General features: G+C 72.5%; 23 protein-coding genes. 12 read left to right on the forward strand and 11 right to left on the reverse strand.

The genetic code is table 11. The annotated features are described in order from the left end of the window. The 5 genes from ACWEV0_RS30745 to ACWEV0_RS30765 all read left to right on the forward strand — a co-directional run. Positions 1–876 (forward strand): elongation factor 1-alpha C-terminal domain-related protein (locus tag ACWEV0_RS30745; protein WP_453152948.1); only part of this gene is annotated, 876 nt, incomplete at its 5' end. A gap of 208 nt (positions 877–1,084) precedes the next feature. Then, the gene (locus tag ACWEV0_RS30750) at positions 1,085–2,194 is read left to right on the forward strand and encodes an aliphatic sulfonate ABC transporter substrate-binding protein (RefSeq protein WP_453152949.1); all 1,110 of its coding nucleotides are present in this window, start codon (positions 1,085–1,087) and stop codon (positions 2,192–2,194) included. 44 nt (positions 2,195–2,238) lie between these two features. Next, positions 2,239–3,042, forward strand: coding sequence for an ABC transporter ATP-binding protein (locus ACWEV0_RS30755; protein ID WP_453152951.1), 804 nt, complete (start codon positions 2,239–2,241; stop codon positions 3,040–3,042). Next, entirely contained in the window at positions 3,029–3,934 is a 906-nt protein-coding gene (locus ACWEV0_RS30760; RefSeq protein ID WP_453152952.1) for an ABC transporter permease, read from the forward strand. The genes ACWEV0_RS30755 and ACWEV0_RS30760 overlap by 14 nt, the downstream gene beginning before the upstream one ends. Positions 3,935–3,936: 2 nt before the next feature. Next, positions 3,937–4,773, forward strand: coding sequence for a sirohydrochlorin chelatase (locus ACWEV0_RS30765; protein ID WP_453152953.1), 837 nt, complete (start codon positions 3,937–3,939; stop codon positions 4,771–4,773). On the opposite strand, the gene ACWEV0_RS30770 is transcribed toward ACWEV0_RS30765, so the two are convergent. After that, a complete protein-coding gene (locus ACWEV0_RS30770) occupies positions 4,665–5,231 on the reverse strand; it encodes a TIGR03086 family metal-binding protein (RefSeq protein ID WP_453152954.1) in 567 nt (188 codons plus the stop codon). The genes ACWEV0_RS30765 and ACWEV0_RS30770 overlap by 109 nt on opposite strands. Positions 5,232–5,387: 156 nt before the next feature. Between ACWEV0_RS30770 and ACWEV0_RS30775 the strand changes: the two genes are divergently transcribed. Next, entirely contained in the window at positions 5,388–6,131 is a 744-nt protein-coding gene (locus ACWEV0_RS30775) for a hypothetical protein (RefSeq protein ID WP_453152956.1), read from the forward strand. On the opposite strand, the gene ACWEV0_RS30780 is transcribed toward ACWEV0_RS30775, so the two are convergent. The 6 genes from ACWEV0_RS30780 to ACWEV0_RS30805 form a co-directional block, all read right to left on the reverse strand. Then, positions 6,124–6,729 (reverse strand): mycothiol-dependent nitroreductase Rv2466c family protein, encoded by a 606-nt coding sequence (locus ACWEV0_RS30780; RefSeq protein WP_453152957.1) that lies wholly within the window; start codon positions 6,727–6,729, stop codon positions 6,124–6,126. The genes ACWEV0_RS30775 and ACWEV0_RS30780 overlap by 8 nt on opposite strands. A gap of 68 nt (positions 6,730–6,797) precedes the next feature. Then, positions 6,798–7,355 carry a DUF1697 domain-containing protein gene (locus tag ACWEV0_RS30785; protein WP_453152958.1) on the reverse strand — a complete coding sequence of 186 codons (558 nt, stop codon included), beginning with the start codon at positions 7,353–7,355 and terminating at the stop codon, positions 6,798–6,800. Between the two features lie 84 nt (positions 7,356–7,439). Next, on the reverse strand, positions 7,440–8,654 hold the full coding sequence (locus tag ACWEV0_RS30790) for a S8 family serine peptidase (RefSeq protein ID WP_453152960.1): 1,215 nt from the start codon (positions 8,652–8,654) through the stop codon (positions 7,440–7,442). 215 nt (positions 8,655–8,869) lie between these two features. Further along, complete coding sequence (locus tag ACWEV0_RS30795; RefSeq protein WP_453152973.1) at positions 8,870–10,219, reverse strand: ABC transporter substrate-binding protein; 1,350 nt, start codon at positions 10,217–10,219, stop codon at positions 8,870–8,872. Positions 10,220–10,245: 26 nt separating this feature from the next. After that, a complete protein-coding gene (locus tag ACWEV0_RS30800; RefSeq protein ID WP_453152961.1) occupies positions 10,246–11,088 on the reverse strand; it encodes a carbohydrate ABC transporter permease in 843 nt (280 codons plus the stop codon). A gap of 34 nt (positions 11,089–11,122) precedes the next feature. After that, complete coding sequence (locus tag ACWEV0_RS30805; RefSeq protein ID WP_453152962.1) at positions 11,123–12,055, reverse strand: carbohydrate ABC transporter permease; 933 nt, start codon at positions 12,053–12,055, stop codon at positions 11,123–11,125. A 168-nt stretch (positions 12,056–12,223) separates the two neighbouring features. Between ACWEV0_RS30805 and ACWEV0_RS30810 the strand changes: the two genes are divergently transcribed. Together ACWEV0_RS30810 and ACWEV0_RS30815 are read left to right on the forward strand one after the other, a co-directional pair. Continuing rightward, on the forward strand, positions 12,224–13,081 hold the full coding sequence (locus tag ACWEV0_RS30810) for a phosphotransferase enzyme family protein (protein WP_453152963.1): 858 nt from the start codon (positions 12,224–12,226) through the stop codon (positions 13,079–13,081). Between the two features lie 46 nt (positions 13,082–13,127). Further along, the gene (locus tag ACWEV0_RS30815; RefSeq protein ID WP_453152965.1) at positions 13,128–13,955 is read left to right on the forward strand and encodes an alpha/beta fold hydrolase; all 828 of its coding nucleotides are present in this window, start codon (positions 13,128–13,130) and stop codon (positions 13,953–13,955) included. Here the strand turns inward: ACWEV0_RS30815 and ACWEV0_RS30820 are convergent. From ACWEV0_RS30820 to ACWEV0_RS30835, 4 genes are all read right to left on the reverse strand, one after another. Then, positions 13,952–14,674, reverse strand: a complete 723-nt coding sequence (locus tag ACWEV0_RS30820) for an exonuclease domain-containing protein (RefSeq protein WP_453152966.1) — start codon at positions 14,672–14,674, stop codon at positions 13,952–13,954. The two genes, ACWEV0_RS30815 and ACWEV0_RS30820, sit on opposite strands and share 4 nt — an antisense overlap. 87 nt (positions 14,675–14,761) lie before the next feature. Beyond that, positions 14,762–16,024 (reverse strand): SAV2148 family HEPN domain-containing protein, encoded by a 1,263-nt coding sequence (locus tag ACWEV0_RS30825; protein ID WP_451610358.1) that lies wholly within the window; start codon positions 16,022–16,024, stop codon positions 14,762–14,764. An 88-nt stretch (positions 16,025–16,112) separates the two neighbouring features. Further along, positions 16,113–17,450: a copper amine oxidase gene (locus tag ACWEV0_RS30830; protein WP_453152967.1), complete on the reverse strand. Its 1,338-nt coding sequence runs from the start codon at positions 17,448–17,450 to the stop codon at positions 16,113–16,115. Positions 17,451–17,564: 114 nt separating this feature from the next. Then, positions 17,565–18,398: a Tat pathway signal sequence domain protein gene (locus tag ACWEV0_RS30835; protein ID WP_453152974.1), complete on the reverse strand. Its 834-nt coding sequence runs from the start codon at positions 18,396–18,398 to the stop codon at positions 17,565–17,567. Between the two features lie 149 nt (positions 18,399–18,547). Here ACWEV0_RS30835 and glgX point away from each other — a divergent pair, with 149 nt between their 5' ends. From glgX to ACWEV0_RS30855, 4 genes are all read left to right on the forward strand, one after another. Next, positions 18,548–20,668, forward strand: a complete 2,121-nt coding sequence (gene glgX, locus ACWEV0_RS30840) for a glycogen debranching protein GlgX (protein ID WP_453152968.1) — start codon at positions 18,548–18,550, stop codon at positions 20,666–20,668. Positions 20,669–20,750: 82 nt separating this feature from the next. Beyond that, complete coding sequence (gene treY, locus ACWEV0_RS30845; RefSeq protein ID WP_453152970.1) at positions 20,751–23,090, forward strand: malto-oligosyltrehalose synthase; 2,340 nt, start codon at positions 20,751–20,753, stop codon at positions 23,088–23,090. Positions 23,091–23,120: 30 nt separating this feature from the next. Next, entirely contained in the window at positions 23,121–23,666 is a 546-nt protein-coding gene (locus tag ACWEV0_RS30850; protein ID WP_453152971.1) for a hypothetical protein, read from the forward strand. Between the two features lie 163 nt (positions 23,667–23,829). After that, complete coding sequence (locus ACWEV0_RS30855; protein ID WP_453152972.1) at positions 23,830–24,318, forward strand: SsgA family sporulation/cell division regulator; 489 nt, start codon at positions 23,830–23,832, stop codon at positions 24,316–24,318. Positions 24,319–24,473: the final 155 nt, after the last annotated feature.

A 24,473-nucleotide genomic window follows, 5' to 3' on the forward strand; every position in this document is an offset into this window, starting at 1 on the left:
ATGGACCTGGTCGACTACCAGGAGTCCGTCTTCGCCGCCATCGCCGAGGAGTTCACCACCTACGCCTCCGAACTCGGCGTCCCGGAGATCACCGCGATCCCGATCTCGGCGCTGGCCGGTGACAACGTCGTGGAGCCGTCCGCCAACATGGACTGGTACGGCGGCCCGACGGTCCTGGAGCACCTGGAGACGGTCCCGGTCAGCCACGACCTGACGGCCTGCCACGCGCGCTTCCCGGTGCAGTACGTGATCCGTCCGCAGACCGCCGAGCACCCGGACTACCGGGGCTACGCGGGCCAGATCGCGGCCGGCGCGTTCCGGGTCGGCGAGGAGATCACCGTGCTGCCGTCCGGCAGGACGTCGACGATCACGGCGATCGACGCGCTCGGCGAGCCCGTGGACATCGCCTGGGCGCCGCAGTCGGTCACCATCCGGCTCGCCGACGACATCGACATCTCCCGCGGCGACCTGCTCGCGCCGTCCGGTGACGCCCCGGCGACCAGCCAGGACGTCGAGGCGACGGTCTGCCACGTGGCGGACCAGCCGCTCACGGTGGGCCAGCGGGTGCTGCTCAAGCACACCACCCGCACCGTCAAGGCGATCGTCAAGGACATCCCGTCCCGGCTCACCCTGGACGACCTCTCCCAGCACCCGAACCCGGGTCAGCTCGTCGCCAACGACATCGGCCGGGTCAAGGTGCGCACCGCCGAGCCGCTCGCGCTGGACTCGTACGCGGATTCGCGCCGTACCGGCTCGTTCCTGCTGATCGACCCGGCCGACGGCACCACGCTCGCGGCCGGCATGGCGGGCGAGTCCTTCGCCACCGCCAAGGCCGTCGAGAAGACGGTCGACGACGAGGAAGGCTGGGACTTCTGATGACGGGTCAGGGCTTCTGGGTCACCTTCGCGAAGGAGGGCGGCCGGGTGGGCTCCGGTGCCCTCGGCGCGGGCCGGGGAGGTGTCGCGCGATGTGCGTGCTGACCTCCGTGCGCCGCTGCGGCGGCGCGATGCCGCTCCACCCGCCCGTCCTCGGGCGACGACATAAACGCAGACTTCACTGACACAGATCGAGGGGAACACCTCCCGTGCCTGCCACCACTCGTACCACCCTGCGCCGCGGCCTGGCCGCCGCCGTCGCACTGCCCCTGCTCGTCGGGGCGCTCGCCTCCTGCGGCTACGGCTCCGCAGCCAAGAACGACGAGAAGAAGGTGGCCGCCGAGGGCAAGAAGCTGTCGGCCGACGCCGTACGGCTCGGGTACTTCCCCAATCTCACGCACGCCACGGCCCTGGTCGGTGACAACGAGGGCATCTTCCAGAAGGAGCTGGGCGGCACACAGCTGAAGGTCTCGACCTTCAACGCGGGCCCGTCGGAGATCGAGGCGCTCAACGCCGGCTCGATCGACATCGGCTTCATCGGCCCCTCGCCGTCCATCAACGGCTACACCAAGTCCAAGGGCAGCAACCTCCGCATCATCGGCGGCGCGGCCTCCGGCGGCGTGAAGCTCGTGGTCAACCCCGCGAAGATCAAGACCCTGGACGAGGTCAAGGGCAAGCGGATCGCCACCCCGCAGCTCGGCAACACGCAGGACGTGGCCTTCCTCAACTGGGTCTCCGAGAAGGGCTGGAAGGTCGACTCCCAGAGCGGCAAGGGCGACGTCTCGGTCGTCCGCACCGACAACAAGGTGACGCCGGACGCCTACAAGTCCGGTGACATCGACGGCGCCTGGGTTCCGGAGCCGACCGCGTCGAAGCTGGTCGCCGAGGGCGCGAAGGTGCTGCTCGACGAGTCCGACCTGTGGCCGGACAAGAAGTTCGTCATCACGAACATCATCGTGTCGCAGAAGTTCCTGAAGGAGCACCCGGACGTCGTCGAGGCGGTCCTGCGCGGCTCGGTGAAGACGAACGACTGGATCAACGCCAACCAGGACAAGGCGAAGGCGTCCGCCAACGCCAAGCTGAAGGCGCTGTCCGGCAAGGCGCTCGGCGACAAGGTGATCGACGGCGCGTGGCCGTCGATCCAGTTCACCGACGACCCGCTGGCCGCCACGCTCCAGGCGCAGGCCGACCACGCCGTCAAGGCCGGTCTCCTCAAGCAGCCCGACCTGAACGGCATCTACGACCTGAAGCCGCTCAACAAGGTCCTGAAGGCCGCGGGCAAGCCCGAGGTCTCCGACGCCGGTCTCGGCGTGAAGTAACCAGATCGCAGCCCGAGTTCAGGTCTCCCAGGAAGGTGACGCACATGGCCACGACCACGACGCTCGCCAAGGCCGAGGACCGTGTCGGCCCGGCCGCGGTCGGCCACGCCGCGCGCATCGCGCACGTCTCGAAGTCCTTCGGCGGCCCCGCCGGCGGCCAGCTCGTCCTCGACGACATCTCGCTCGATGTCGCGCCGGGCGAGTTCGTGACCCTGCTGGGGGCCTCGGGCTGCGGCAAGTCCACCCTGCTCAACCTGGTCGCCGGGCTCGACCGGCCGTCCGCGGGGTCCATCGAGACCCCCGGCGGCCGGCCGGCCCTGATGTTCCAGGAGCACGCCCTCTTCCCGTGGCTCACCGCGGGCAAGAACATCGAACTCGCCCTGAAGCTGCGCGGGGTGCCGAAGGCCGAGCGCCGCCCGGAGGCCGAGCGCCTCCTCGAGCTCGTCCGGCTCGGCGGCTCGTACGGCAAGCGGGTGCACGAGCTGTCCGGCGGCATGCGCCAGCGCGTCGCCATGGCCCGGGCCCTCGCCCAGGCCAGCGACCTGCTCCTGATGGACGAGCCGTTCGCCGCGCTCGACGCCATCACCCGGGACGTGCTGCACGACGAGCTGACCCGGATCTGGCGCGAGACCCGGCTGTCGGTCCTGTTCGTCACCCACAACGTGCGCGAGGCCGTGCGCCTCGCCGAACGGGTCGTCCTGCTCTCCTCCCGGCCCGGCCGCATCGCCCGGGAGTGGACCATCGACATCCCGCAGCCGCGCCGCATCGAGGACGCCGACGTCGCCGAGCTGTCCCTCGAGATCACCGAACACCTGCGTGGGGAGATCCGCCGTCATGGCCAGCACTGAGACCGTCTCCGACGGCGTCGAGGACGCCGCCAAGACCGACGACCTCGCCGGCCTGGAGGCCGGGCTCGACGCCCTGGACAGCGTGCAGGTCCGCCGGGTCCCGGTGCGCGACGTCCTGCTGAAGAAGATCCTGCCGCCGGTCCTCGCGATCGTGCTCGTCCTGGTGGTCTGGCAGCTCCTGGTGACCGCCAAGGTCGCCGACGAGGGCAAGCTGCCGTCGCCGGGCGCCGTGTGGGACAGCCTGCAGACGATGTGGCTGGAGGGCACGCTCCTCGACGTGCTGTGGACCAGCGTGTCGCGGGCGCTGCTCGGCTTCCTGCTCGCCCTCGCGATCGGCACGCCGCTGGGCCTGGTCGTGGCCCGGGTCGGCGTGATCCGCACGGCGATCGGCCCGATCCTGTCCGGCCTGCAGTCGCTGCCCTCGGTCGCCTGGGTGGCGCCGGCGGTGCTGTGGCTCGGCCTCAACGACAGCATGATGTTCGCGGTCATCCTGCTCGGCGCCGTGCCGTCCATCGCCAACGGCCTGGTCGCGGGCGTGGACCAGGTGCCGCCGCTGTACCTGCGGGCCGGCAAGACGCTCGGCGCGACCGGCCTCAGGGGCGCCTGGCACATCGTGATGCCGGCCGCGCTGCCCGGCTACCTCGCGGGCCTGAAGCAGGGCTGGGCGTTCTCGTGGCGCTCGCTGATGGCGGCGGAGATCATCGCCTCCTCGCCCGACCTGGGCCTGGGTCTCGGCCAGCTCCTGGAGAACGGCCGGAACAACTTCGACATGCCGGGGATCTTCCTGGCGATCATCCTGATCCTGCTCGTCGGTGTCGCCATCGACCTGCTGATCTTCAGTCCCCTGGAGCGCGCGGTGCTGCGCCGCCGCGGCCTCCTGGTGAAGGGCTGACCATGAGTGCGCCGGTTCTCCTCGTCGTCGCCCACGGCAGCCGCGATCCGCGGCACGCGGCCACCGTCCAGGCGCTGGTGCGCCGGGCCGGCCTGCTGCGGCCGGGGCTGCGCGTGGAGACGGCGTTCCTGGACTTCAACCTGCCGTCGGTGACCGGGGTGCTCGACCGGCTCGCCGCGGAGGGGGTGCGGGAGGTGGTGGCGCTGCCGCTGCTGCTGACCCGCGCCTTCCACGCCAAGGCCGACATCCCCGCCGTCCTGCGGCAGGCGCCGCCGTCCCTGACGGTCCGCCAGGCGGAGGTCCTGGGCCCGTCGCCGCTGCTGCTCGCGGCGGTCGAACGGCGGCTGTACGAGGCGGGGCTCACGCCCGCCGACAAGAGCACGACCGGGGTCGTCCTGGCCTCGGCGGGCTCCACCGACCCGGAGGCGATCGCAGTGATCGCAGAAACGGCGCGGGAGCTGCGGCGCACCGGTTGGTGCTCCGTGCGGCCTGCGTTCGCCTCCGCATCTCTTCCGCGCCCGGCCGAGGCGGTGCGGGCGCTGCGCGCCGAGCCGGGCGTCCGCCGCGTCGCGGTGTCCCCGTACGTGATCGCCCCGGGCCGGCTGCCGGACCGCATCGCGTCGGGCGCGGCCGAGGCGGCGGCCGACGTCCTGGCGGACGTCCTCGGTCCGTCGCCCGAGCTGGCGCGGCTGCTCCTGGAGCGGTACGAGGCGGCGGCTCAGGGCATGGCTCAGGGCCTGCGGCCGCTGAGCGCGAGGGCCCTGGTGAAGGACGGTGCCCCGGCGTCCGCCGGCACGGGCGCGTCGAACCCGTCGTACTCCCGGTACATCTCGGCGTAGCGCCCGACCACGTCGAGCACATAGGCGCCGGTGTCCTCCGGCACGTCGAACTCCTGGCCCGTGGAACGCGCCAGGTCCCAGCCGTGCAGGGCGAGTTCGAGGACCAGCATGGCGGCGATCTCGGTGGCGGGCACGGCGCTGCCGCCGAGGTCGACCTCGCCCTCCCAGGCTTCGGGCTTCTCCCAGGCGACGAGCGCGCGGTCGAGCTGCGCGCGGTACCGCTCGGGCCAGTCCGCGTCGGCGGTGAAGTCGCGCTGGACGGTCTCCTCGGGGAGCTGGGTGCGCAGCGCGCGGTGCTCCAGGCCGTGCGCGGAGTAGAGGACGAGGTGGTTGGCGAGCTCGCGGACGGTCCAGTCGGCGCAGACGGACGGGCCGGCGAGCTGCTCGGTGCCGATGCCCCGGGTGACGCGGGCGGCTTCGGCGGCGCAGGCGGTGAGGTGGTCGTGGATCGCGTTCATGCCGGTCACGCTACGGAGGGGTGCGCGACGCGGTCTTGAAGTTTCGCGACAGCCGACGCCCCGGCAGGGCGTTTCCTTCGGATCATCGGATCGTTCTTCCGGGTGTGCCTGAGGCACATGCCAGAAGAACGTCCGAGCTCCGGAGGGAGTCCCGGAGTGCTCGACCATCCCGGCCGGTACGAGGCCGCGCACGGCGACCACTGCAACAGCAGGCTGTGCTGCCGCTGCCAGCAGCGCTCCTGGACGACCCGGGTCGGCGAAGAGCGGCTCTGCGGACCGTGCGCGGCCTGCTGCCGGGAGTGCGGCCGGGCGCCGGCGCCGCATCTGGACGGACTGGACGGCGGACTGTGCGCGGACTGCCGGGGCCTGTGCGGGCGGTGCGGCGCCGCCCTGCCCGAGCAGGGCGCGTGCCGGTGCCGGAGGTGGAAGCGGGGTCCGGGGAGCGACCCGATCGGCTTCGTCATGCAGGGCTTCCCGCGGCCGCTGCTCCAGGCCCTCGGCTTCTCCCTGCCGCGCAGCCTGCCCGACATCCTGTACGCCGAACTCGCCCACCGCACCCCCGCCCAGCTCCTCGACCGCGTCGAGCGCCGCTGGCACACCCGCTGGTCCCACGCCCTGCACGAGCGCGACGAGGACGACCGGCGCCGCTGGGCCCCGCAGGAGATCGCCGAGTTCCTCGTCGGCCGCGGGCCGTGCCGCAACCCGGCCTGCGAGGACGGCCACCTGGTGCAGGACGGCGCCCCGTGCCCGTACTGCAAGGAGCCCGAGCACCGCTTCGTGCCCGGCACCGCGGAGACCACCGCGACGACCGAGCACGCCCGCCGGACGGCCGCCGAGATCCGCCGGGCGCTTGTCGCGGGGCGGGCCGCACGGCCCAGGCGGCGACCGGGTCCTAGCTGAAGTCGAGCCCGCCCGAGCGCTCCCGCTTCAGTTCGAAGAGGTCGGGGTGGGAGGCCAGGACGCGGAAGCCGTCGAAGAGTTCGGCGGCCTTCTCGCCGCGCGGGATGGCCCGCAGGACGGGGCCGAACCAGGCGGTGCCGTCGACGTGGATCGTCGGCGTGCCCACGTACGCACCGGCCTCCGGGTCCTTGCCGGCCTCGTGGCTGACGCGGACCGCGGCGTCGTACGAGGAGTCCTTGGCCGCCTCGGCGAGAGCGGCGGGGAGGCCGAGTTCGGCGAGGGACTCGGCGATCACCGCGTCGAAGTCCTTGTTCTTCTGGTCGTGGATGCGGGTGCCGTAAGCGGTGTAGAGCGGGCGCAGGATCTCCTCGCCGTGCTGCTCGGCCGCGGCGGCGGCCACCCGGACCGGGCCGATGGAGGCGTCGACGAGGGTGCGGTACCAGTCGGGCAGTTCGTTGCCCTCGTTGTGGAAGTAGAGGCTCATCAGCCGGAAGCGCACGTCGATGTCGCGCTGCTGCTCCACCTCGAGTATCCAGCGGGAGGTGATCCACGCGAAGGGGCAGGCGGGGTCGAAGTAGAAGTCCACAGTCGTTGTCATGACAGGAACACTAGTGGCGGGATGGCCCGCGAGAGCGGGCCAATCGCAAGCTGTCCAACTGGGCCACTTCAACTCTCGGGCGCCGTCATCTCGACGAGCTTGCGCACGGTGTTCCAGTTGCGCCCGGTGACGGTGACGTCCTTGTAGAGCGAGGGCCGGGAGACGGCCTCGCCGAGCTTCGACCGGCCCAGGCCGTCCGGCGCGTAGAGGTAGAGGACGCGGTCGCCGAGCGCGAACGCCTCGGGGCGGAAGGCCTCCTGGTCGAGCGCGGCGAAGCGTTCGGCGGTGACGGGGCCCGAGAAGTAGAGGGCGTGCAGCTGCCTGCCCTCCAGCTCGGCGGCGGGGAAGGGGCAGCCGGCCTCGACGGCGGCGAGGTACTCGTGGTCGCGCACGAGGCAGGCGACCCGGAAGCCGAAGCGGCTCTCGATGGCGGCCTCGATCGCCGCCGCGTGCTCCTCCTCGGTGCCGCCGGCGTCCGTGCTGAACACCGCGTTGCCACTCTGGAGGTAGGTCTTCACGCCGTCGTAGCCGAGCCCTTCGAGGAGTGAACGGAGCTCCGCCATGGGGACCTTGTTGCGGCCGCTGACGTTGATCCCGCGGAGCAGCAGGGCATAGGTCGTCGTCATGGGCACACCATAAGGCGGCCGCCGTGCCCCGTGGGGGAGGGCGCGGCGGCCACCGTTCAAGGCTTCCCGCGTGCTACGGGACCACTACTCGACGATCCTCAGCAGCTTGTTGGCCGTGCCGGGGCTGGCGTTGCCGATCTTGTCCGGAGTGGCCCCGGCGACGAGCGCCTGGGCGACCTGGTCCGGCGTGGCGTCCTGGTGGGCGCCCAGGTAGACGGCGGCGGCGCCGACCACGTGCGGGGTGGCCATCGAGGTGCCGGAGATGGTCTTGGTGCCGGTGTCGCTGTCGTTCCAGGCCGAGGTGATCTCCGAGCCCGGGGCGTAGAGGTCCACGACCGAGCCGAAGTTGGAGAAGTCGGACTGCTGGTCGTCCTTGGTGGACGAGGCCACGGTGATCGCCTCGGTGACGCGGGCCGGGGAGCCCTCGCCGGCGTCCGCGGACTCGTTGCCGGCCGCGACGCCGAAGGTGACGCCGGAGGCGATGGCCTTGCGCACCGCGTCGTCGAGCGCCGGGTCGGCGCCGCCGCCCAGGCTCATGTTGGCGACGGACGGGCCGTGGTGGTTCTTGGTGACCCAGTCGATGCCCGCGACGACCTGCTCGGTGGTGCCGGAGCCGTTGCCGTCGAGGACGCGCACGGCGACGATCTTCGCCTTCTTGGCGATGCCGTACGTGGACCCGGCGATGGTTCCGGCGACGTGCGTGCCGTGGCCGTTGCCGTCCTGGGCCGTGTCGTCGTTGTCGACGGCGTCGAAGCCGTACGAGGCCCGGCCGCCGAAGTCCTGGTGGCTGATCCGGACACCGGTGTCGATGACGTACGCGGTGACGCCGTCGCCCGCGCTGTCCGGGTAGGTGTACTTGGCGTCGCCGGCGGTGTCGGTCTGGTCGACCCGGTCGAGGCCCCAGGACGGCGGGTTCTCCTGGGTCTCCTCGATCGTGAACCTGCGGTTCTGGACGACCTTGGCGACGGCCGGGTCGGCGGCGAGGCGCTTGGCCTCGGTCTCGGTGAGGCCGTTGACGGAGAAGCCGTTGACGCTGGAGTCGTAGCTGCGGCGCAGGGTGCCGCCGTACTCCTCGGCCAGTTCGCTCTTGCCGTCACGGCCGGTCTTCTCGTCGAGCAGCACGACGTAGCTGCCCGCCACGGCGCCCTTGGCGCCGAGGCCGTAGACGGTTCCTTCGGCGGGCGCGGGCGTCGCTCCGGCGAACGGGCCGGTGAGGACGGTCACTCCGGCGGCCGCGGCGATCGCGGTCGTGACGGCGATGATCCGGACCTGCTTGCGGTCACGCTTGTGTATTGCCATGAAGAGGGGTCTCCTCGTCAGGATTTTGTGGGGGGTTGGGCCACCGGACGGAACTCTTCCGGCGGCTCACTCGAAACCCTGACCGATTGACGAGTGCAAATCAAGGCCTTCACACACCTGTGACTTCTTCAACAAGGTTTCTTAAAAAGGGGAATGGGACGAGTCTCCTCAACCCGCCCCATTCGGAGCACGGTTCACGGGCCGGCGGCCGGCGGTCAGCCGCGTTGGTAGCGGGCGAGGACCCGGTTGCCGTCCTCCTCCAGACGCCGGCGCAGCTCGGCGGTGTCGATGGCGCCGCTGTAGTACTCCTGGAAGGCCGGGGTGGCCACCTTGTCCTTCCACTCCGGGTAACCGCGCACCGACTGCGCGGGCGCCGGGCGCAGTTGCCGGGCGACCGCCGCGCCCGTGGCCCAGCCGAACTCCGCGGTGTGCAGGGCCGGGTCGGCGAGGGCGGTGGTGGAGGTGGGCAGCATCCAGTCGCCGAGCGCGAGCCGGACGGTGTTGCGGGGCTGGAGGAAGAAGTCGAGGAAGGCCGCGGCCTCCCGCTTGTGCGCGCTGTCCTGGGCGATGGAGAGGGTCTGCGGGCTGACGCCCTGCGCGAGCCCGGCGGCGCCGGCCGGGGCGGGCAGCACGGTCCAGTCGAAGCCCTTGGGTGCCTGCTGCACGATCTGCTGCCGGTAGGAGAAGCCCAGCGGGACCATCGCGTACTTCCCGGCGAAGAAACCGGGCAGGGTGTCGGAGCCGCCGCTGCCGAGGGTGGCGCGCGAGGCGGAGCCGTCGGCGCCGGCCATGGCGCGCAGGGTGCCGGGGACGACGGCGTCGGCCTCGGTGAAGCGGACGGTGACCTTGTCGTCGGGGCCGCGCCGGAAGAGCCGGCCGCCGGCGGAGACCCCCAGGTTGAGCGAGACGGAGACGGGCTCCCTGAGCGGCCAGGCGACCGCGTACCGCCCCTCCCCCAGCTTCGCCGTCAGGTCCCGGCCTACCCGCCGGAATTCCTCCCATGTCCAAGGGCGTTCGGGCGTCGGCAGGCGCACTCCGGCCTGCCGGAGCAGCGTCCGGTTGGCCATGATCACGCGCGGTTCCTGGAGGAACGGCACGCCGTAGATCCCGTCGCCGACCGTCGTGGTCCGCCAGCTGTGCGCGGGGATGTCGGCGCGCAGCCGCGCGGAGAGCAGCGGGCGCAGATCGGCGAGGTAACCGCCGTACGCGAAGTCGGCGAGGTCGTCGGAGGCGTCGTGGATGAGGTCCGGCGCCTCGCCGCCCTCGAAGGAGGTGAGCAGCTGGTCGTGGACGGAGTCCCAGCTGCCCTGGACGTAGTCGACCTGGATGCCGGGATGGCCCGCGTTCCACTCCTTCACCAGGGCCTTGTTGGCGTCGACGGACTCCTTCTGCCAGGCGAGGGAGAGGAAGCGGAGCCGGACCACGCCGCCGTCGTCACGGCCCCGGTGGTGGTCGCGGTCGCGGCCGGCGGTGCAGCCGGTGAGCAGCAGCGCGAGGACCGCAAGGAGCGCGACCGGCACCCGTACGACCGCAATCCGTCCGACCGGCGTGCGTACGACCGGCATCCGTCCGACCGGCGTCCGTACGCGTCTCATGACTTCACCGCCCCGGTCAGCATCCCGCCCGTGATCCGCCGCTGGATCAGGGCGAAGACGAGCAGCGAGGGCAGGGTGGCGAGGAAGGCCGCGGCGGCGAGCGGCCCGAGGTCGGCGACACCCTCCGCGCCGAGGAAGTGGGTGAGGACCACCGGAAGTGTCTGCCGTTCCGGGGACTTGAGCAGGACGAGCGCGAAGAAGAACTCGTTCCAGGCCGTGACGAAGGCGAACAGCGCGGTGGCGACCAGGCCCGGGGCGAGCAGCGGCGCGGTGACCGAGACGAGGGTACGGAGCCGGCCGGCGCCGTCGACGGCCGCCGCCTCCTCCAGCTCGCGCGGCACGGCCCGTACGTACCCCGTGAGCATCCACAGCGCGAAGGGCAGCGACCACACCACGTACACCAGGACCAGGCCGGCCAGGCTGTTGACGAGGTGGAGCCTCTTGAGGACGAGGAACAGCGGGATGATCAGGAGGACGAAGGGGAAGGCCTGGCTGACCACGACCCAGCCGGTGGCGGCCGTGCCGAGCCGGGAGCGGTGCCGGGCCAGGACGTAGGCGATGGGCGTGGCGACGGCGACCGCGATCAGGGCGGCGGCGACCGCGGCGAGGAGGCTGTTCCCGGCGGCGCGCAGCAGCGGCTGCTCGGCGAACGCCTGCCGGAAGTTGTCGAGGGTGGGGTCCCGCGGGATCCAGGTGGGGTGCAGCGCGCCCAGCTCCGTGGCCGGTTTGAAGGCGGTGGAGACCAGCCACAGGAAGGGAAGGGCGAGGAAGACCAGATACGCGAGGAGGGCCGCGTACTGGCCGGCGCGGGCGGCCCCGCGGCTGCGAAAGGCGCTCACTGGCCGCTGCCTCACCGGTCCTCCTCCGTGATCCTCACTGGTCCTCCTTCAGGCGCCCGGCGAGGGACAGGGCGAGGAGTACGGAGACGACGGCGACGAGCACGCAGCCCATGGCGGCGGCGTAGCCGAACTGCCCGTAGCGGAAGGCCTCCTCGTACGCGAAGAGCATGGGCAGCCGGGTGCGGCCGCCGGGTCCGCCGTTGGTCAGCACGTAGACCAGGGCGAAGGAGTTCAGGTTCCAGATGAAGTCGAGGGCGGTGATGGCGAGGGCGACCGGGCGCAGGGCGGGCCAGGTGACGGTGCGGAAGCGGCGCCAGGCGCCGGCGCCGTCGAGCGCGGCGGCCTCGTGGAGCTCGCGCGGGGTGTTCTGGACGCCGGCGAGGAGGGCGACGATGGTCTGCGGCATGCCGGCCCAGACGCCGACGACGACCACGGCGGGCAGCGCGGTGCCGAGGCCGCTGAGCCAGGCCCGGCCGTCGCCGAGGCCGAGGTCGTGCAGGGTCTCGTTGAGGACGCCGGCGTCGGGGTTGTAGACGAGCCGCCAGATGATGCCGACGACGACCCCGGGCATCGCCCAGGGGACGATCGCGAGCGCCCGGGCGAGCCCGCGGAGCCGCAGGTCCTGGTTCAGGAGGAGTGCGAGGCCGAGGGAGAGCAGGAACTGCGGGACGGTGACGCCGACCGCCCACAGCAGACCGATACGGAAGGACTCCCAGAAGAGGGTGTCGTGCAGCAGGTCCTGGAAGTTGAGGGTGCCGATCCAGCTCGTGGCCTTGGTGCGGCCGGACTGGGCGTCGGTGAAGGCGAGCGCGATGCCGTAGAGGAGCGGTCCGACGCTGAGGAACAGGATCGGCAGCAGGGCCGGCAGGACGAGGAACCAGGCGCCGAGTCCCCGGCCCGGTGGGCCGGCCGGTCGGCCGGGGGCGGTGCGCCCCGCGGACCGCCGGGACGCGGTCACCACACTCATCGATCTGCCCCCTTTGCCAGGTTTGCCACCTTGCATCGGCCTGGGTCATCGTCCTGACGGGCCGACGGCCCGTCAAGCCGACCTGCACGGTCACCTGCGCGGATGCGAGACTTTGGCGGAAATCGCACGCGAGGCGCACATGAGGCGCACCTGCTGCTGGGAGAGACGATGGACGAGGCGCGGGCCCGGGAGATCCTGGCCGCCGCGAAGCTGCGGGCGGACGAGGCGACGCTGCTCGCCCTGGGCGAGAACGCGGTCTTCGCCCTCGGCGACCTGGTGGTCAAGGTCGGCCGGGACGCCGAACTGCTGCCGCGCGCCGAGCGCGAGCTGGCGCTGGCCGGCTGGCTGGAATCGGCCGGTGTCCCCGCCGTACGGGCCGCGGAGGCCGAGCCGCTGCTCGTCGAGGGGCACCCGGTGACCCTGTGGCACCGGCTCCCCGAGGCCGTCCGCCCCGCCGAGCCGCGCGACCTGGCCCCGCTGCTGCTCGCCGTCCACGCCCTGCCCGAGCCGGCCGGTCTGGACCTGCCGCGCCGCGAACTGCTCGGCGGGGTCGAGCGCTGGCTGCGGCTCGCGGGCGAGGCCGTCGACCCGGCCGACGCCGCCTTCCTCCGCGAGCGCCGCGACTCCTTCGCCCCGGCCGCGGCCGCGCTCACCCCGCACCTCACGCCCGGCCCGATCCACGGCGACGCCCTCCCCCGCAACGTCCACGTCGGCCCCGCCGGCCCGGTCCTGGTGGACCTGGAGACCTTCTCCTCCGATCTGCGCGAGCACGACCTGGTGGTCCTCGCCCTCTCCCGGGACCGCTACGGCCTGGACCCGGCCGCTTACGACGCCTTCACCGAGGCGTACGGCTGGGACGTGCGCGACTGGGACGGCTGCGCGGTGCTGCGCGGCGCGCGGGAGACCGCGAGCTGCGCGTGGGTGGCCCAGCACGCCCCGACGAACCCGAAGGCGCTCGCCGAGTTCGAGCGCCGGGTGGCCTCGCTGCGGGACGGCGACCCCGAGGTGCGCTGGTACCCCTTCTGACATCATGAGCCCTGTCGAACCAGCCGGTAACGAACGGGGTGTTGGTATGCGGATGGAACTGTCGGACGTCACGCTGGACGTCGAGGTGAGCGGCGAGGGCCCGGTCGTCCTGCTGCTGCACGGCTTCCCCGACTCGCACCGGCTGTGGCGCCACCAGATCCCGGCACTCAACGCTGCCGGGTTCCGGACGATCGCGCCGACCCTGCGCGGCTTCGGCGGCTCGGACCGGCCGGAGGGCGGCCCGGAGGCGTACCACCCGGCGAAGCACGTCGGCGACGTCCTGGAGCTCCTCGCCGGGCTGGAGGTCGACCGTTTCCATGTCGTCGGCCACGACTGGGGTTCCGGGGTGGCGCAGGGACTCGCTCAGGTCGTGCCCGACCGGGTGGCGAGCCTGACCGTCATGTCGGTCGGCAACGCCGCGGCCATCTTCGGCGCGGGCGGCTGGGAACAGCGGCAGCGGCTCTGGCACGTGACGATGTTCCAGCACGAGGGGCTCGCCGAGGAGTGGCTCTCCCGGGACGAGTTCGCGAACCTGCGCGCCATGCTCGCCGACCACCCGGACGCGGCGGAGGTCCTGGAGCCGCTGCGCGCCCCGGGCGGGCTGACCGCTGCGCTGAACATCTACCGGGCGGGGCTGCCCATCGAGGTCCAGCTGGGCGCGCCGGCGGCACTGCCTCCGCTCACCGTCCCGGTGATGGGCGTCTGGTCCAGCGGCGACCGTTTCCTCACCGAGCGCCAGATGACGGCCACGGCCGACCACGTCACCGGACGCTGGCGCTACGAGCGGGTCGAGGACGCGGGCCACTGGTTCCCGCTCGACCAGCCGGAGCGGGTCAGCGAGCTGCTGCTCTCGTTCCTGAAGGAGAACGCCTAACCCGCAACCGGCGCCGCCACCCGCAGCGGCCACGTCGGGTCCACCACCGCCTCCGGGTCGCCCTTCCGGCGCAGGAACGACTGGAAGTCCTCGGCCCAGGCGCGGTACCAGTCGATCTGGCGCTCGTGCAGTTCGGCCGGGTCGAGGGCGGCGACCGAAGCGTGGCGCTCGGCTATCGCGATCGCGACCCGGACGGCGGCGAGCGCGTCGGCCGCCGCCTGGTGGGCGCTGGTGAGCTCGACGCCGTACTCGGCGCAGACGGCTTCGAGCGTGCGCTTGCCGCGGCGGTAGCGGTCGACGGCGCGGTCGATGGTGTACGGGTCGACGACCGGGCCTGTGCCGGCGCCGCCCAGCCGCTCCTCGAGCGAGGGCAGTCCGTGCCGGCGCAGCTCCGCCGAGAGCAGGGTGAGGTCGAAGGAGGCGTTGTACGCGACGACCGGGACGCCCTGCGTCCAGTAGCCGGTCAGCGTCTCCGCGATCTCGTCGGCCACCTCGCGCACCGGGCGGCCCTCGGCGGCGGCGCGTTCGCTGCTGATGCCGTGGATGGCGGACGCCTGCTCCGGGATGCGGATGCCCGGGTCGGCGAGCCAGTCGCGCTGCCGGACCACCCGGCCGCCGTGGACGCCGACGACGGAGGCCGTCACGATGCGGGCCTCCAGCGGGTCCGTACCGGTCGTCTCCAGGTCGAAGCCGACCAGTGGTTCCCCATGCCAAGCCATCGGGTCCTCCTTACGTGATCTCCCCCGTGGTGCTGAAAACCTTCGCACGCGCCACTGACAACGCGGCCGGGAGGTGCCGTGCGGGCGTCAGGAGACGGGGCGCGAGTCGAGCCAGACCGACTCGAATTCCTCCCGATATGTGGCGAAAAGTCCGTGTTCTTCGTCACGGTCGGGGCCGCCGCCCGGACCGCCTGACCGGACCACGTTCCGCCCGCCGCCGCGCAGCACGAAGACCGGCGCCTCCATGCCGCGCGCCTTGCGCAGATAAGGCTGGACGACCGCCACCCCGTCCGGGCCGTCGCCGTCGACCAGATAGGCGGTGAAGCGCGGGGTCTCGTCGAAGACGTGGATCTGGAAGGCGCCCGGGTCGCGCAGCGCGGCGCGCACCCGGCGCATGTGCAGGATGTTCATCTCGACCGCGCGGCTCAGCTCGCCCTTCTTCAGGCCGAGCTCCCGCTCGCGCCGCTTGACCGCGCTGCTGGCCGGGTTCAGGAAGAGCAGCCGTATGCGGCAGCCGGACTCGGCGAGCCGGACCATGCGCCGCCCGGAGAAGTTCTGCACGAGCAGATTGAGACCTATGCCCGTGGCGTCGAGCCGGCGCGCCCCGCCGAACAGGTCCTCGGCGGGCAGCTGCCGCTGCAGCCGGACCCGGTCGGGGTGGACGGACACCACGTCCGCGTACCGGTCGCCGACCAGGTCCTCGACCGCGTCGACCGGCAGCCGGTCGGCCGACGGCACCCCCGCCCCGCTCCCGAGGATCTCCAGGAGCCGGGCGGAGGCCCGTTCGGACTGGGCGAGCACGGTCAGCGACAGGGCCCGGTTGCGGGAGACGACGTTGCGGGTCACCTCCAGCTCGTCCAGGGCGAGTTCGACCTCGCGCCGGTCGTCGAAGTACGGCTCGAAGCAGGGCCAGTGCTGCACCATCAGCTCCCGCAGCTGCGGGAGGGTGAGGAAGCTGAGCACGTTGTCGTCGGCCGGGTCGAGCAGATAGCCCTTGCGGCGCGAGACCTCGCGGACCGCGACGGCCCGCTGGACCCACTCCTGGCCGGCCGGCCCGGCCGCGGCCACCACCCACTCCTCGCCGTGCACCGGCTCGTACACGGGCCGCAGCACGGCCGCGACGACGGCCCGCAGCCGCTGTTCGACGAGATTGAGCCAGATGTAGGCGCGGCCGGCCCGCTGGGCCCGGGTGCGCACCTCGCTCCACGCCTCCGCGCCCCACTCCAGCTCGGCCCCGATCTCGACGGGCCGGACGACGGACACCGCGCCGGGCGGCGCCGCACCGGGGTCGGCCGGTCCCCCGTCGTGACCCGCCTCGCCTGGGGGCAGCTCCAGACCTCCCGAGCTCACCCGCGCACCGCCTTCTGCTCCCGACAACGATCAAGGAAGGGTACTCCGGGAGCGGGAGGCGGTGCAGCAGGATCGCCCGGCCCGTTGCTCAACTGCCCACGTTCGGCGCGCCGTTCTGGTTGGCGAGATCGGCCGGAGTGAGCGGATTCATAGCGGTTACGTCCCTGGGCAGGAGCTGGAAACCCTGCCAGTGGACCGGCATGGGCTGCTGGTCCTCGTCCCGGGCGATGTGGTGGAACCCGATGTTGACCCAGACGGCGGGATTGGTCAGGGTCTCGCCGTTGACCCACTTGTCCACGCTGTCCGGCGCGCCCCGGCCGCAGTTCAGGATGTTGTTGCTGGCGAACTGCTCACAGGCGCGCGCCTGCGTGAAGTAGATGTCGTGCTTGGTGAAGGGACGGCCGCCGTAGGTGTTGGTGTGGCCGGGCACGATCTCGTACGAACGCTGGTGCCCGTCCTTGTTCTTGCCGGTCGCGCTCACCACCCGCCACCAGCGCATGTTGGCGGCGTCCCCGGCGAGTTCCCTGGTGACCGGGGTGCGGGTCGTCTTCACGGTCGGGCTGCCGCCGCGGGCCGGCGGGGTGACCTTGGAGTCGTACTGCTCGATGCGGCCCTTGGAGCTGCCGTCGAGGCCGAAGTCCAGCTTCCAGAAGACGTTGTGGGCGTGGCTGGTGGCGTAGTCGCGGGCGCCCTTGCCGATCGGCCAGCCGCGGCCGTCGGTCGCGTCGTAGTCGACGGGCGAAAGGCTGCCGGTGGCACCGACGTTGGCGGCTATGGCGCCGTCGGAGGAGAAGCGCCACTCGCTGATGTACTCGTACCAGCCGACCTTGTTGACGGTGTAGACGAGCAGGTCCTTGCCCTGGGCCTGCCAGACCCTGTTCCCGGTGTCGGCGGCCATGCGGTAGGCGTGGCCGCGGGCCCGGGTGGTGGTGCACAGGCCGTTGATCCTGCCGACGTCGGGCACCTTCACGGAGGTGATGGTGCCGCCGGGGCACTCGCCGGGCTTCAGGGCCTGCAGGCCCCAGCCGAAGCCGGCGCCGGTCAGGTCGTCGTACTCGGCCTTGCCGTTGTCGTACGGGACGTGGATCTGGGCGAGCTTGGCGCTGTTGAGGACCCGGATGGGCTTGGGCTCACCGGGCGGCTGGTAGGTCACCTTGTCCAGGACGAGCCCGGAGTCGGTCGAGTAGCGCCAGCACATCCGCCAGACGGTGCCGCCGTCGAGCTTCTGCTCGATGCGGTACGCGGCGGAGCAGTCGGCCGGAGCGGGGGCGGGCCGGGTCGGCGCCGCGGTCGGGGTCCGGGTCGGCGTCGGGGTCGGGGCGGCGCCGGCCGGGCTCGCGGCGGCGGTGGCGACGGCGCCGAGCAGCGCGGTCGCGGCGAGGACGGCGCCCGGACGGCGGGCATGCCGAAGTCGCGGAGTGGTCATTGCGTGCGTACTCCCTCGGTACGGAGGTCAGACGGCGTGCGGCGGTGGTCGGCCGACGCGTCGGACGGTGCGCGCCGGTGGTCGGCCGACGCGGGTGACGGTCCGCGGCGGTGGTCAGCCGACGCGGGTGACGGTGCGGGCGCTGAGGTCGACGATCAGGTTGCGGGTGTCGATCCAGGAGCCGTTCTTCACCTTGGTGACGAGCCGGACGCAGCGGTGCTCGCCGCACTTGGCGAGCGCCGCGGGCACCTGCGCCTCGCGGTAGGTGCGGTAGACGTCCCCGTTGAACCACAGCTGGTCGGTGGAGGTCAGCTCCTGGCCCGTGGCGTCCTTGTAGTCCTCCTTGACGCCCTTGCCCAGCGGGTCGGCCAGGATGAGCTTCAGGGCCGCGCGCAGCTCCTCGGGATGGGCGGAGGGCTGCACCCCGCGCTGGGCGCCGGACTGCTCGACCTTGCCGGTGTCGAGGTTGACCGTCTTCGTGACGAGCTCGTCGCGGCCGTAGTCGTAGAAGCGCACCTGGGCGCGGCGCGGCCCGCCGGCGCTCTCGCCGGGCTCGGGGTCCGCGAGCTCGGTGCCGAGGCGCTGCGGGCCGCGGCCGCCCTCGGCGTTGCGGGCGGCGGCGCCGGCCGGCGCGGTCTCAGCCAGGGCCTCGGCCCGCTTCAGCTCGTCGTCGGTGAGCGGGTCGGTGCCCACTCCCTTCTCCCCCTCGGGCGGTGCGGAGGCCAGGGCGGCCGGGCCGGGCGCCTGCCCGTCGGTCCGCCCGTCCGTCCCGGTCCCGCCCTGCGCCCCGGTCACGGTGCCGCCGGTGGCGGCGGCGCTGCCGCGCGGCGCCTCGTCTGCTCCGGCGCTGCCGGGCAGGGTGACGGCGACGGCCACCGCGGTCCCGGTCACGGCCATGGCTGCGCCGGCCACCACCTTGCCCAGGTGACGGCGCACTATTTCGTACACACTTCCCCCCACGCGTTCATGTTTTCCCCCTATGGAGTGATGGTCACCCGGTAGGACGGGCCGAAGTCCTAGGAGGTTGCGCACGTTTCGGGCAGGATCTGGCCGACGTACACACCTTCTTCCGACTTCCGAAGGGGAAGAGTTCGTCTATGCAGGTCTGGCCGGGACAGGCGTATCCCCTCGGCGCCACCTACGACGGCGCCGGTACCAACTTCGCGGTCTTCTCGGAGGCCGCCCAACGCATCGAGCTGTGCCTGCTCGACGACGACGGCACGGAGACCTCGGTCGAGCTGCGCGAGACCGACGCCTTCGTGCGGCACGCCTATCTGCCGGGCGTGATGCCGGGCCGGCGGTACGGCTTCCGGGTGCACGGCCCGTACGCGCCGGAGCGCGGCCTGCGCTGCAACCCGGCGAAGCTGCTGCTCGACCCGTACGCGCGGGCGATCTCGGGCGCGGTGGACTGGGGCGAGGCGGTGTACGGCTATCCCTTCGGGCGGCCGGACGCCCGCAACGACCTCGACTCGGCGCCGCACACGATGACCTCGGTCGTGGTCAACCCGTACTTCGACTGGGGCGACGACCGGCGGCCGCGCACCGAGTACCACCACACGGTGATCTACGAGGCCCATGTGAAGGGCCTGACCATGCTGCACCCGGAGCTGCCGGAGGAGCTGCGCGGCACGTACGCGGGGCTCGCGCACCCGGCGGTGATCGGGCATCTGAAGGAACTCGGCGTCACCGCACTTGAGTTGATGCCGGTCCACCAGTTCGTGAACGACCACCGGCTGGCCGACGCGGGCCTCTCGAACTACTGGGGCTACAACACGATCGGCTTCTTCGCCCCGCACAACGCCTACGCCTCGTGGGGCGACCGGGGCGAGCAGGTCCTGGAGTTCAAGTCGGCGGTGCGGGCGCTGCACAAGGCCGGGATCGAGGTGATCCTCGACGTGGTCTACAACCACACGGCCGAGGGCAACCACCTGGGCCCGACGCTCTCCTTCCGGGGCCTGGACAACCCCTCGTACTACCGGCTCGGGGACGACCCCCGCTACTACACGGACACCACCGGCACCGGGAACTCGCTGCTCATGCGGTCCCCGCACGTCCTGCAGATGATCATGGACAGTCTGCGGTACTGGGTGACGGAGATGCACGTGGACGGCTTCCGCTTCGACCTCGCGGCGACGCTCGCCCGCCAGTTCCACGAGGTGGACCGGCTGTCCTCGTTCTTCGACCTGGTGCAGCAGGACCCGGTGGTCAGCCAGGTGAAGCTGATCGCCGAGCCGTGGGACCTGGGCGAGGGCGGCTACCAGGTGGGCAACTTCCCGCCGCAGTGGGCGGAGTGGAACGGCAAGTACCGGGACTGCGTGCGGGACCTGTGGCGCGGCGAGCCGCGCACGCTCGCCGAGTTCGCGTCCCGGCTCACCGGCTCCTCGGACCTCTACCAGGACGACGGGCGCCGCCCGCTGGCCTCGGTCAACTTCGTGACCTGCCACGACGGTTTCACGCTGCGCGACCTCGTCTCGTACAACGAGAAGCACAACGAGGCCAACGGGGAGGGGAACCGGGACGGCGAGAGCTACAACCGGTCGTGGAACTGCGGCGCCGAGGGCGACACCGACGACATCGGCATCCGCGAGCTGAGGGCGCGTCAGTCCCGTAACTTCCTCGCCACGCTGATGCTGTCGCAGGGCGTGCCGATGCTCAGCCACGGCGACGAGTTCGGCCGCACCCAGGGCGGCAACAACAACGCCTACTGCCAGGACAGCGAGATCTCCTGGGTGCGCTGGCCCAAGCCCGGCAGCGAGCCCGAGGCCACGCTCCTGGAGTTCACCCGTGCCATGGTCCGGCTGCGCCGCGACCATCCGGTCTTCCGGCGCCGCCGCTTCTTCCACGGCCGCCCGGTCGAGGGCACCCACGACGAGCTGACCGACATCGCCTGGTTCACTCCGGAGGCCGTGGAGATGACCGCGCGGGACTGGCAGGCGGCGCACGCCCAGGCGCTGACGGTCTTCCTCAACGGCAACGCGATCTCCGAGCCGGGCCCGCAGGGCGAGCGGATCTCGGACGACTCCTTCCTGATGATGTTCAACGCCTCGGCGCAGGAGCTGGAGTTCGAGGTGCCGGACACCCACGGCGAGTGCTGGAAGGTCGTCGTGGACACCTCCCATCCGGAGGGCATGCCGCCCGACCTCGGCCCGGAGGTGACGGCGGGCGAGCGGGTGACCCTCGCGCCGCTGACGCTGACGGTGCTGCGGAGGCCGGCCTAGAGCCACGGCAGCATGGCTTGGTGGCGCCCGTTCGGGTGAACGTCATGACACAGATGCCTCCCAGCGGGGTACGTACGTTCGCATGACCTCCTCCTGGGAACGGGCGCTGCCCACCGCCACCTACCGGCTTCAGCTGGGACCGGACTTCCCGTTCGCCGCCGCGGAGCGGGCCGTCCCGCACCTCGCCGGGCTCGGGGTCTCGCACCTCCACCTCTCCCCCGTCCTGGAGGCCGTGCCCGGCTCGGCGCACGGCTACGACGTGACCGACCACCGCTCGGTACGGGCGGAGCTGGGCGGCGAGGCGGGGCTGCGGGCGCTCGCGGCGACCGCGCGGGCGCACGGCCTCGGCCTGGTCCTGGATCTGGTGCCCAACCACATGGCCGCCTCGGCCCGGCACAACCACGCGCTGCGCGAGGTGCTGCGGGACGGGCCGGACTCCCCGTACGCGCGCTGGTTCGACATCGACTGGGCGGCGGGCGGCGGGCGGCTGCTGCTTCCGGTGCTGCCGGGCCGGCTGCCGGAGGTGCGGGACCGGATGCGGGTGGCCGGTGGTGTCCTGACCCTGGACGGGCAGGAGTTCCCGCTGCGGGAGGGCACGCAGGAGCTGCCGCTCGACGAGCTGCTCGACGCCCAGTGGTACCGGCTCTCCTGGTGGCGGCTGGCCCGCACCGAGCTCAACTACCGGCGCTTCTTCACCATCTCCGACCTCATCGGGGTCAGGGTGGAGGACCCCGAGGTGTTCGCGGCCACGCACGCGAAGGTGCTCGAACTGGTCGCGGACGGGGTCGTGGAGGGGCTGCGGATCGACCATCCGGACGGGCTCGCCGACCCGGAGGGCTATCTGGAGCGCCTGGAGGAGGCGACCGGCGGGCGGTGCTGGATCGTCGTCGAGAAGATCCTCACCGGCGCCGAGCCGCTGCCCGGCTCCTGGCCGGTCGCGGGCACCACCGGCTACGACGCGCTGCGGTACGTGGACGGCCTCTTCACCGATGCCGTCGGAGCCGCAGAACTCGCCGACGTCTACCGCGAGTTCGCGGGCCGGTCCGGGGACCGGGGCGGCTACTGGGAGGCGACCGCGCGGCGCGCCGCGTACAAGGTGGTGACCCATGAGCTGGTCTCCGAGACCGCCGCGCTGACCCGGATCGCGGGCCGGATCTGCGCCGCCGACCCGCGCCTGCGCGACCACGCGCCCTGGGCGCTGCAGACCGCGATCCGCGAGCTCCTCGTCCGGGTGCCGGTCTACCGCACCTACCGCACCGGCGGCGAGGAGGTCCTCACCCCGGAGGCGGCGCGCGGCGCGAAGGCGGCGTTCGCGGTGCCGGAGGAGGCGACGGCGGTGGACGTGATCCGCGACCTGGCCCTCGGGGCGTGCGGCGACGGCCCGGAGCACCGGGCGTTCCGGGCCCGGTTCGCCCAGACCTCGTCGGCGCTGCGGGCCAAGTCCGTCGAGGACACCGCCTTCTACCGCTACACCCCGCTCCTGTCGGCCAACGAGGTCGGCGGCGACCCGGGCCACCCGGCGGTCTCGCCCGACGAGTTCCACGCCTACTGCGCCCGGCTGGCCCGCGACTGGCCGGCCACCGGCACGGTCCTGAGCACCCACGACACCAAGCGCAGCGCGGACGTACGGGCCGGGATCGCCGTCCTCGCCCAGTGCCCGCAGCGCTGGGCCGAGCTCCTGGAGCAGGTCTCCGCGGTGCCCGCGCCCGATCCGCACCTGGCGTGGACGGCCTGGCAGACCGCGTTCGGCTTCGGCACCCCGGACCCGGACCGGCTGGGGCCCGCCGTCCTCAAGTCCGTACGCGAGGCGGGCCTGCACACCAGCTGGACCGAGCCGGACACGGCCTACGAGCGGGCCGTGGCCGACTTCGTGGCGGCGGGCCCCGGCCGCATCCCGCTGCGCGGGGCATCCGAGTCGGCCTTCGCCCTCGAACCCCACATCCGCGCCCAGATCCTCGGCGCCACCCTCGTCCAGCTCACCATGCCGGGCGTGCCCGAGCTCTACCAGAACACCGAACGCGACTACCGCGCCCTGGTCGACCCCGACAACCGCGCCCCCTTCGCGATCGGACCCGACGACGACAAGACCGCGCTCGTCCGCGCCGCCCTCCGCCTCCGCCGCGACCACCCGGACCTCTTCGGACCCTCGGCCACGTACACCCCGCTGACCGCCACCGGCCCGGCGGCCCCGCACTGCCTCGCCTTCACCCGCACCGACCGCGTCCTCACCGCCGTCACCCGTCTCTCGCTGCGTCTCGCCGAAGCGGGCGGCTGGCAGGACACGGCGATGGCGCTGCCGGCGGGCCGCTGGCTCGACGCGCTGGACGGCGTACGGGAGTTCACCGGCGGCCCGGACACGCCGGTGAAGCTGGCGGAGCTGTTCGAGGAGCGCCCGGTGGCGCTGCTGGTGCGTGACGCCTGACCGACATCACACCTGACTAAGCTGATGATCATGACAAAAGATCAGGTTGGGCGGTTGATCGGGGCCGGTTTCGGTCTCTTCTTCGTGGCGGCGAACGTCGGATTCCTGCCCACGGCGGTCGCGACCCCGCTGCGCCTCCTCGCCATCGCCGCCTTCCTCGGCGTAGTCGTCTTCGGCCGCCGCGACCGGCCGGCCACAGAACCGGCCGCGGCCGCGGCTCCCCGCTTCGGACGCCGCTACTGGTACGTGGTGGCGGCCGAGGCGCTCGGCCTCGCGGCCGGCCTCGTGGTCATCGCCCGCGTGCTGCACGCACCCCAGGCCTCGGTCGGCTGGATCGCCTTCGTCGTCGGCGTCCACTTCTTCGGCCTCGCGATCGCCTGGCGCCGCCCGTCCCTGCACGCCCTCGCCGCCGCGATCACCGTCTGCGGCGCGACCGGCCTGGTCCTGGCGGCCGCCGGCGCCCCCGACCCGGCGATCCGGGTGACCGCCGGCGTCATCCCTGGCCTGCTGCTGCTCGGCTCGGTGTGGTGGTCCGGACGGTCCCGGTCCGGCGAGGCGGCCTCGGCGGTGTCCTGACCGCCTTCTCGTCCCGCGCGCACGGCCGGGCGAGCAGCCCGGCCGACAGCCTCAACCGACGGCTGCCCACACGGATTTCGACCCGTACGTGTCCCGCACGCATAGGTCCGGCGACAGCGGTTACGCGAACAGGAGGCGAAAGCAGGCGGAGAAGGGATGGGACATGTCCGAACCGCGGCGACGTGACGACAGGGCCGGGCGCACGGCCACACCTCTGGTCGGCCCCTGGCACACACTGGGGCACCGGGTGCACGCCGACCTGGAGTTCCCGATCGACGTGACGTTCGCGTACGACCCCGGCGATCCATGGGCGGTTCGGGTCTCCTTCGGCCAGCTCGGCCAGTCGGTGGACTGGACGCTCTCCCGCGAGCTGCTGCACTGCGGCACCCGCACCTCCTGCGGCGAGGGCGACGTCCAGCTGTGGCCGCTGCGGGTCGGCGGCCGGCGCGGCGGGCGGCACGGCGGGCGGGTGCGGATACGGCTCGGCGGTACGGGAGTCCCGGTCCTCGTCGACGTCGACCGGGCGGCGCTGTGCGCCTGGCTGTCGGCCACCTTCCACGCGGTGCCGGCCGGCAGCGAGCGGGATCTGATCGACTGGGCGGCCGAGGCCGCCCACATCGGCCCCGGGGTCCACCCGGAGTCGGCGGACTGACCGCCGGGCGGCACCGGGGCCGCGACCACGCCGGAGGGAACCGGCCCCAGGGCCGGTCCGGCGGATCAGGCTCGGACGGGCCGCGGCGTCTGGTGCACGGGGTCTCCCCGGGCCCGCGAGACACCGGAGCGCCTCGACAGCTCAGCTGTCGAGGC

This window comes from Streptomyces sp. NPDC003943, assembly GCF_053605265.1.

Coding starts and splice junctions, on each gene's coding strand:
- ACWEV0_RS30765 (WP_453152953.1), top strand. CDS start 3,937: ATGAGTGCGCCGGTTCTCCTCGTCGTCGCCCACGGCAGCCGCGATCCG.
- ACWEV0_RS30855 (WP_453152972.1), top strand. CDS start 23,830: ATGTCCGAACCGCGGCGACGTGACGACAGGGCCGGGCGCACGGCCACA.
- ACWEV0_RS30820 (WP_453152966.1), bottom strand. CDS start 14,674: ATGGCTTGGCATGGGGAACCACTGGTCGGCTTCGACCTGGAGACGACC.
- ACWEV0_RS30815 (WP_453152965.1), top strand. CDS start 13,128: ATGCGGATGGAACTGTCGGACGTCACGCTGGACGTCGAGGTGAGCGGC.
- ACWEV0_RS30850 (WP_453152971.1), top strand. CDS start 23,121: ATGACAAAAGATCAGGTTGGGCGGTTGATCGGGGCCGGTTTCGGTCTC.
- ACWEV0_RS30780 (WP_453152957.1), bottom strand. CDS start 6,729: ATGACAACGACTGTGGACTTCTACTTCGACCCCGCCTGCCCCTTCGCG.
- ACWEV0_RS30795 (WP_453152973.1), bottom strand. CDS start 10,219: ATGCCGGTCGTACGCACGCCGGTCGGACGGATTGCGGTCGTACGGGTG.
- ACWEV0_RS30810 (WP_453152963.1), top strand. CDS start 12,224: ATGGACGAGGCGCGGGCCCGGGAGATCCTGGCCGCCGCGAAGCTGCGG.
- ACWEV0_RS30790 (WP_453152960.1), bottom strand. CDS start 8,654: ATGGCAATACACAAGCGTGACCGCAAGCAGGTCCGGATCATCGCCGTC.
- ACWEV0_RS30760 (WP_453152952.1), top strand. CDS start 3,029: ATGGCCAGCACTGAGACCGTCTCCGACGGCGTCGAGGACGCCGCCAAG.
- ACWEV0_RS30770 (WP_453152954.1), bottom strand. CDS start 5,231: ATGAACGCGATCCACGACCACCTCACCGCCTGCGCCGCCGAAGCCGCC.
- glgX (WP_453152968.1), top strand. CDS start 18,548: ATGCAGGTCTGGCCGGGACAGGCGTATCCCCTCGGCGCCACCTACGAC.
- ACWEV0_RS30755 (WP_453152951.1), top strand. CDS start 2,239: ATGGCCACGACCACGACGCTCGCCAAGGCCGAGGACCGTGTCGGCCCG.
- ACWEV0_RS30805 (WP_453152962.1), bottom strand. CDS start 12,055: ATGAGTGTGGTGACCGCGTCCCGGCGGTCCGCGGGGCGCACCGCCCCC.
- ACWEV0_RS30785 (WP_453152958.1), bottom strand. CDS start 7,355: ATGACGACGACCTATGCCCTGCTGCTCCGCGGGATCAACGTCAGCGGC.
- ACWEV0_RS30830 (WP_453152967.1), bottom strand. CDS start 17,450: ATGACCACTCCGCGACTTCGGCATGCCCGCCGTCCGGGCGCCGTCCTC.
- treY (WP_453152970.1), top strand. CDS start 20,751: ATGACCTCCTCCTGGGAACGGGCGCTGCCCACCGCCACCTACCGGCTT.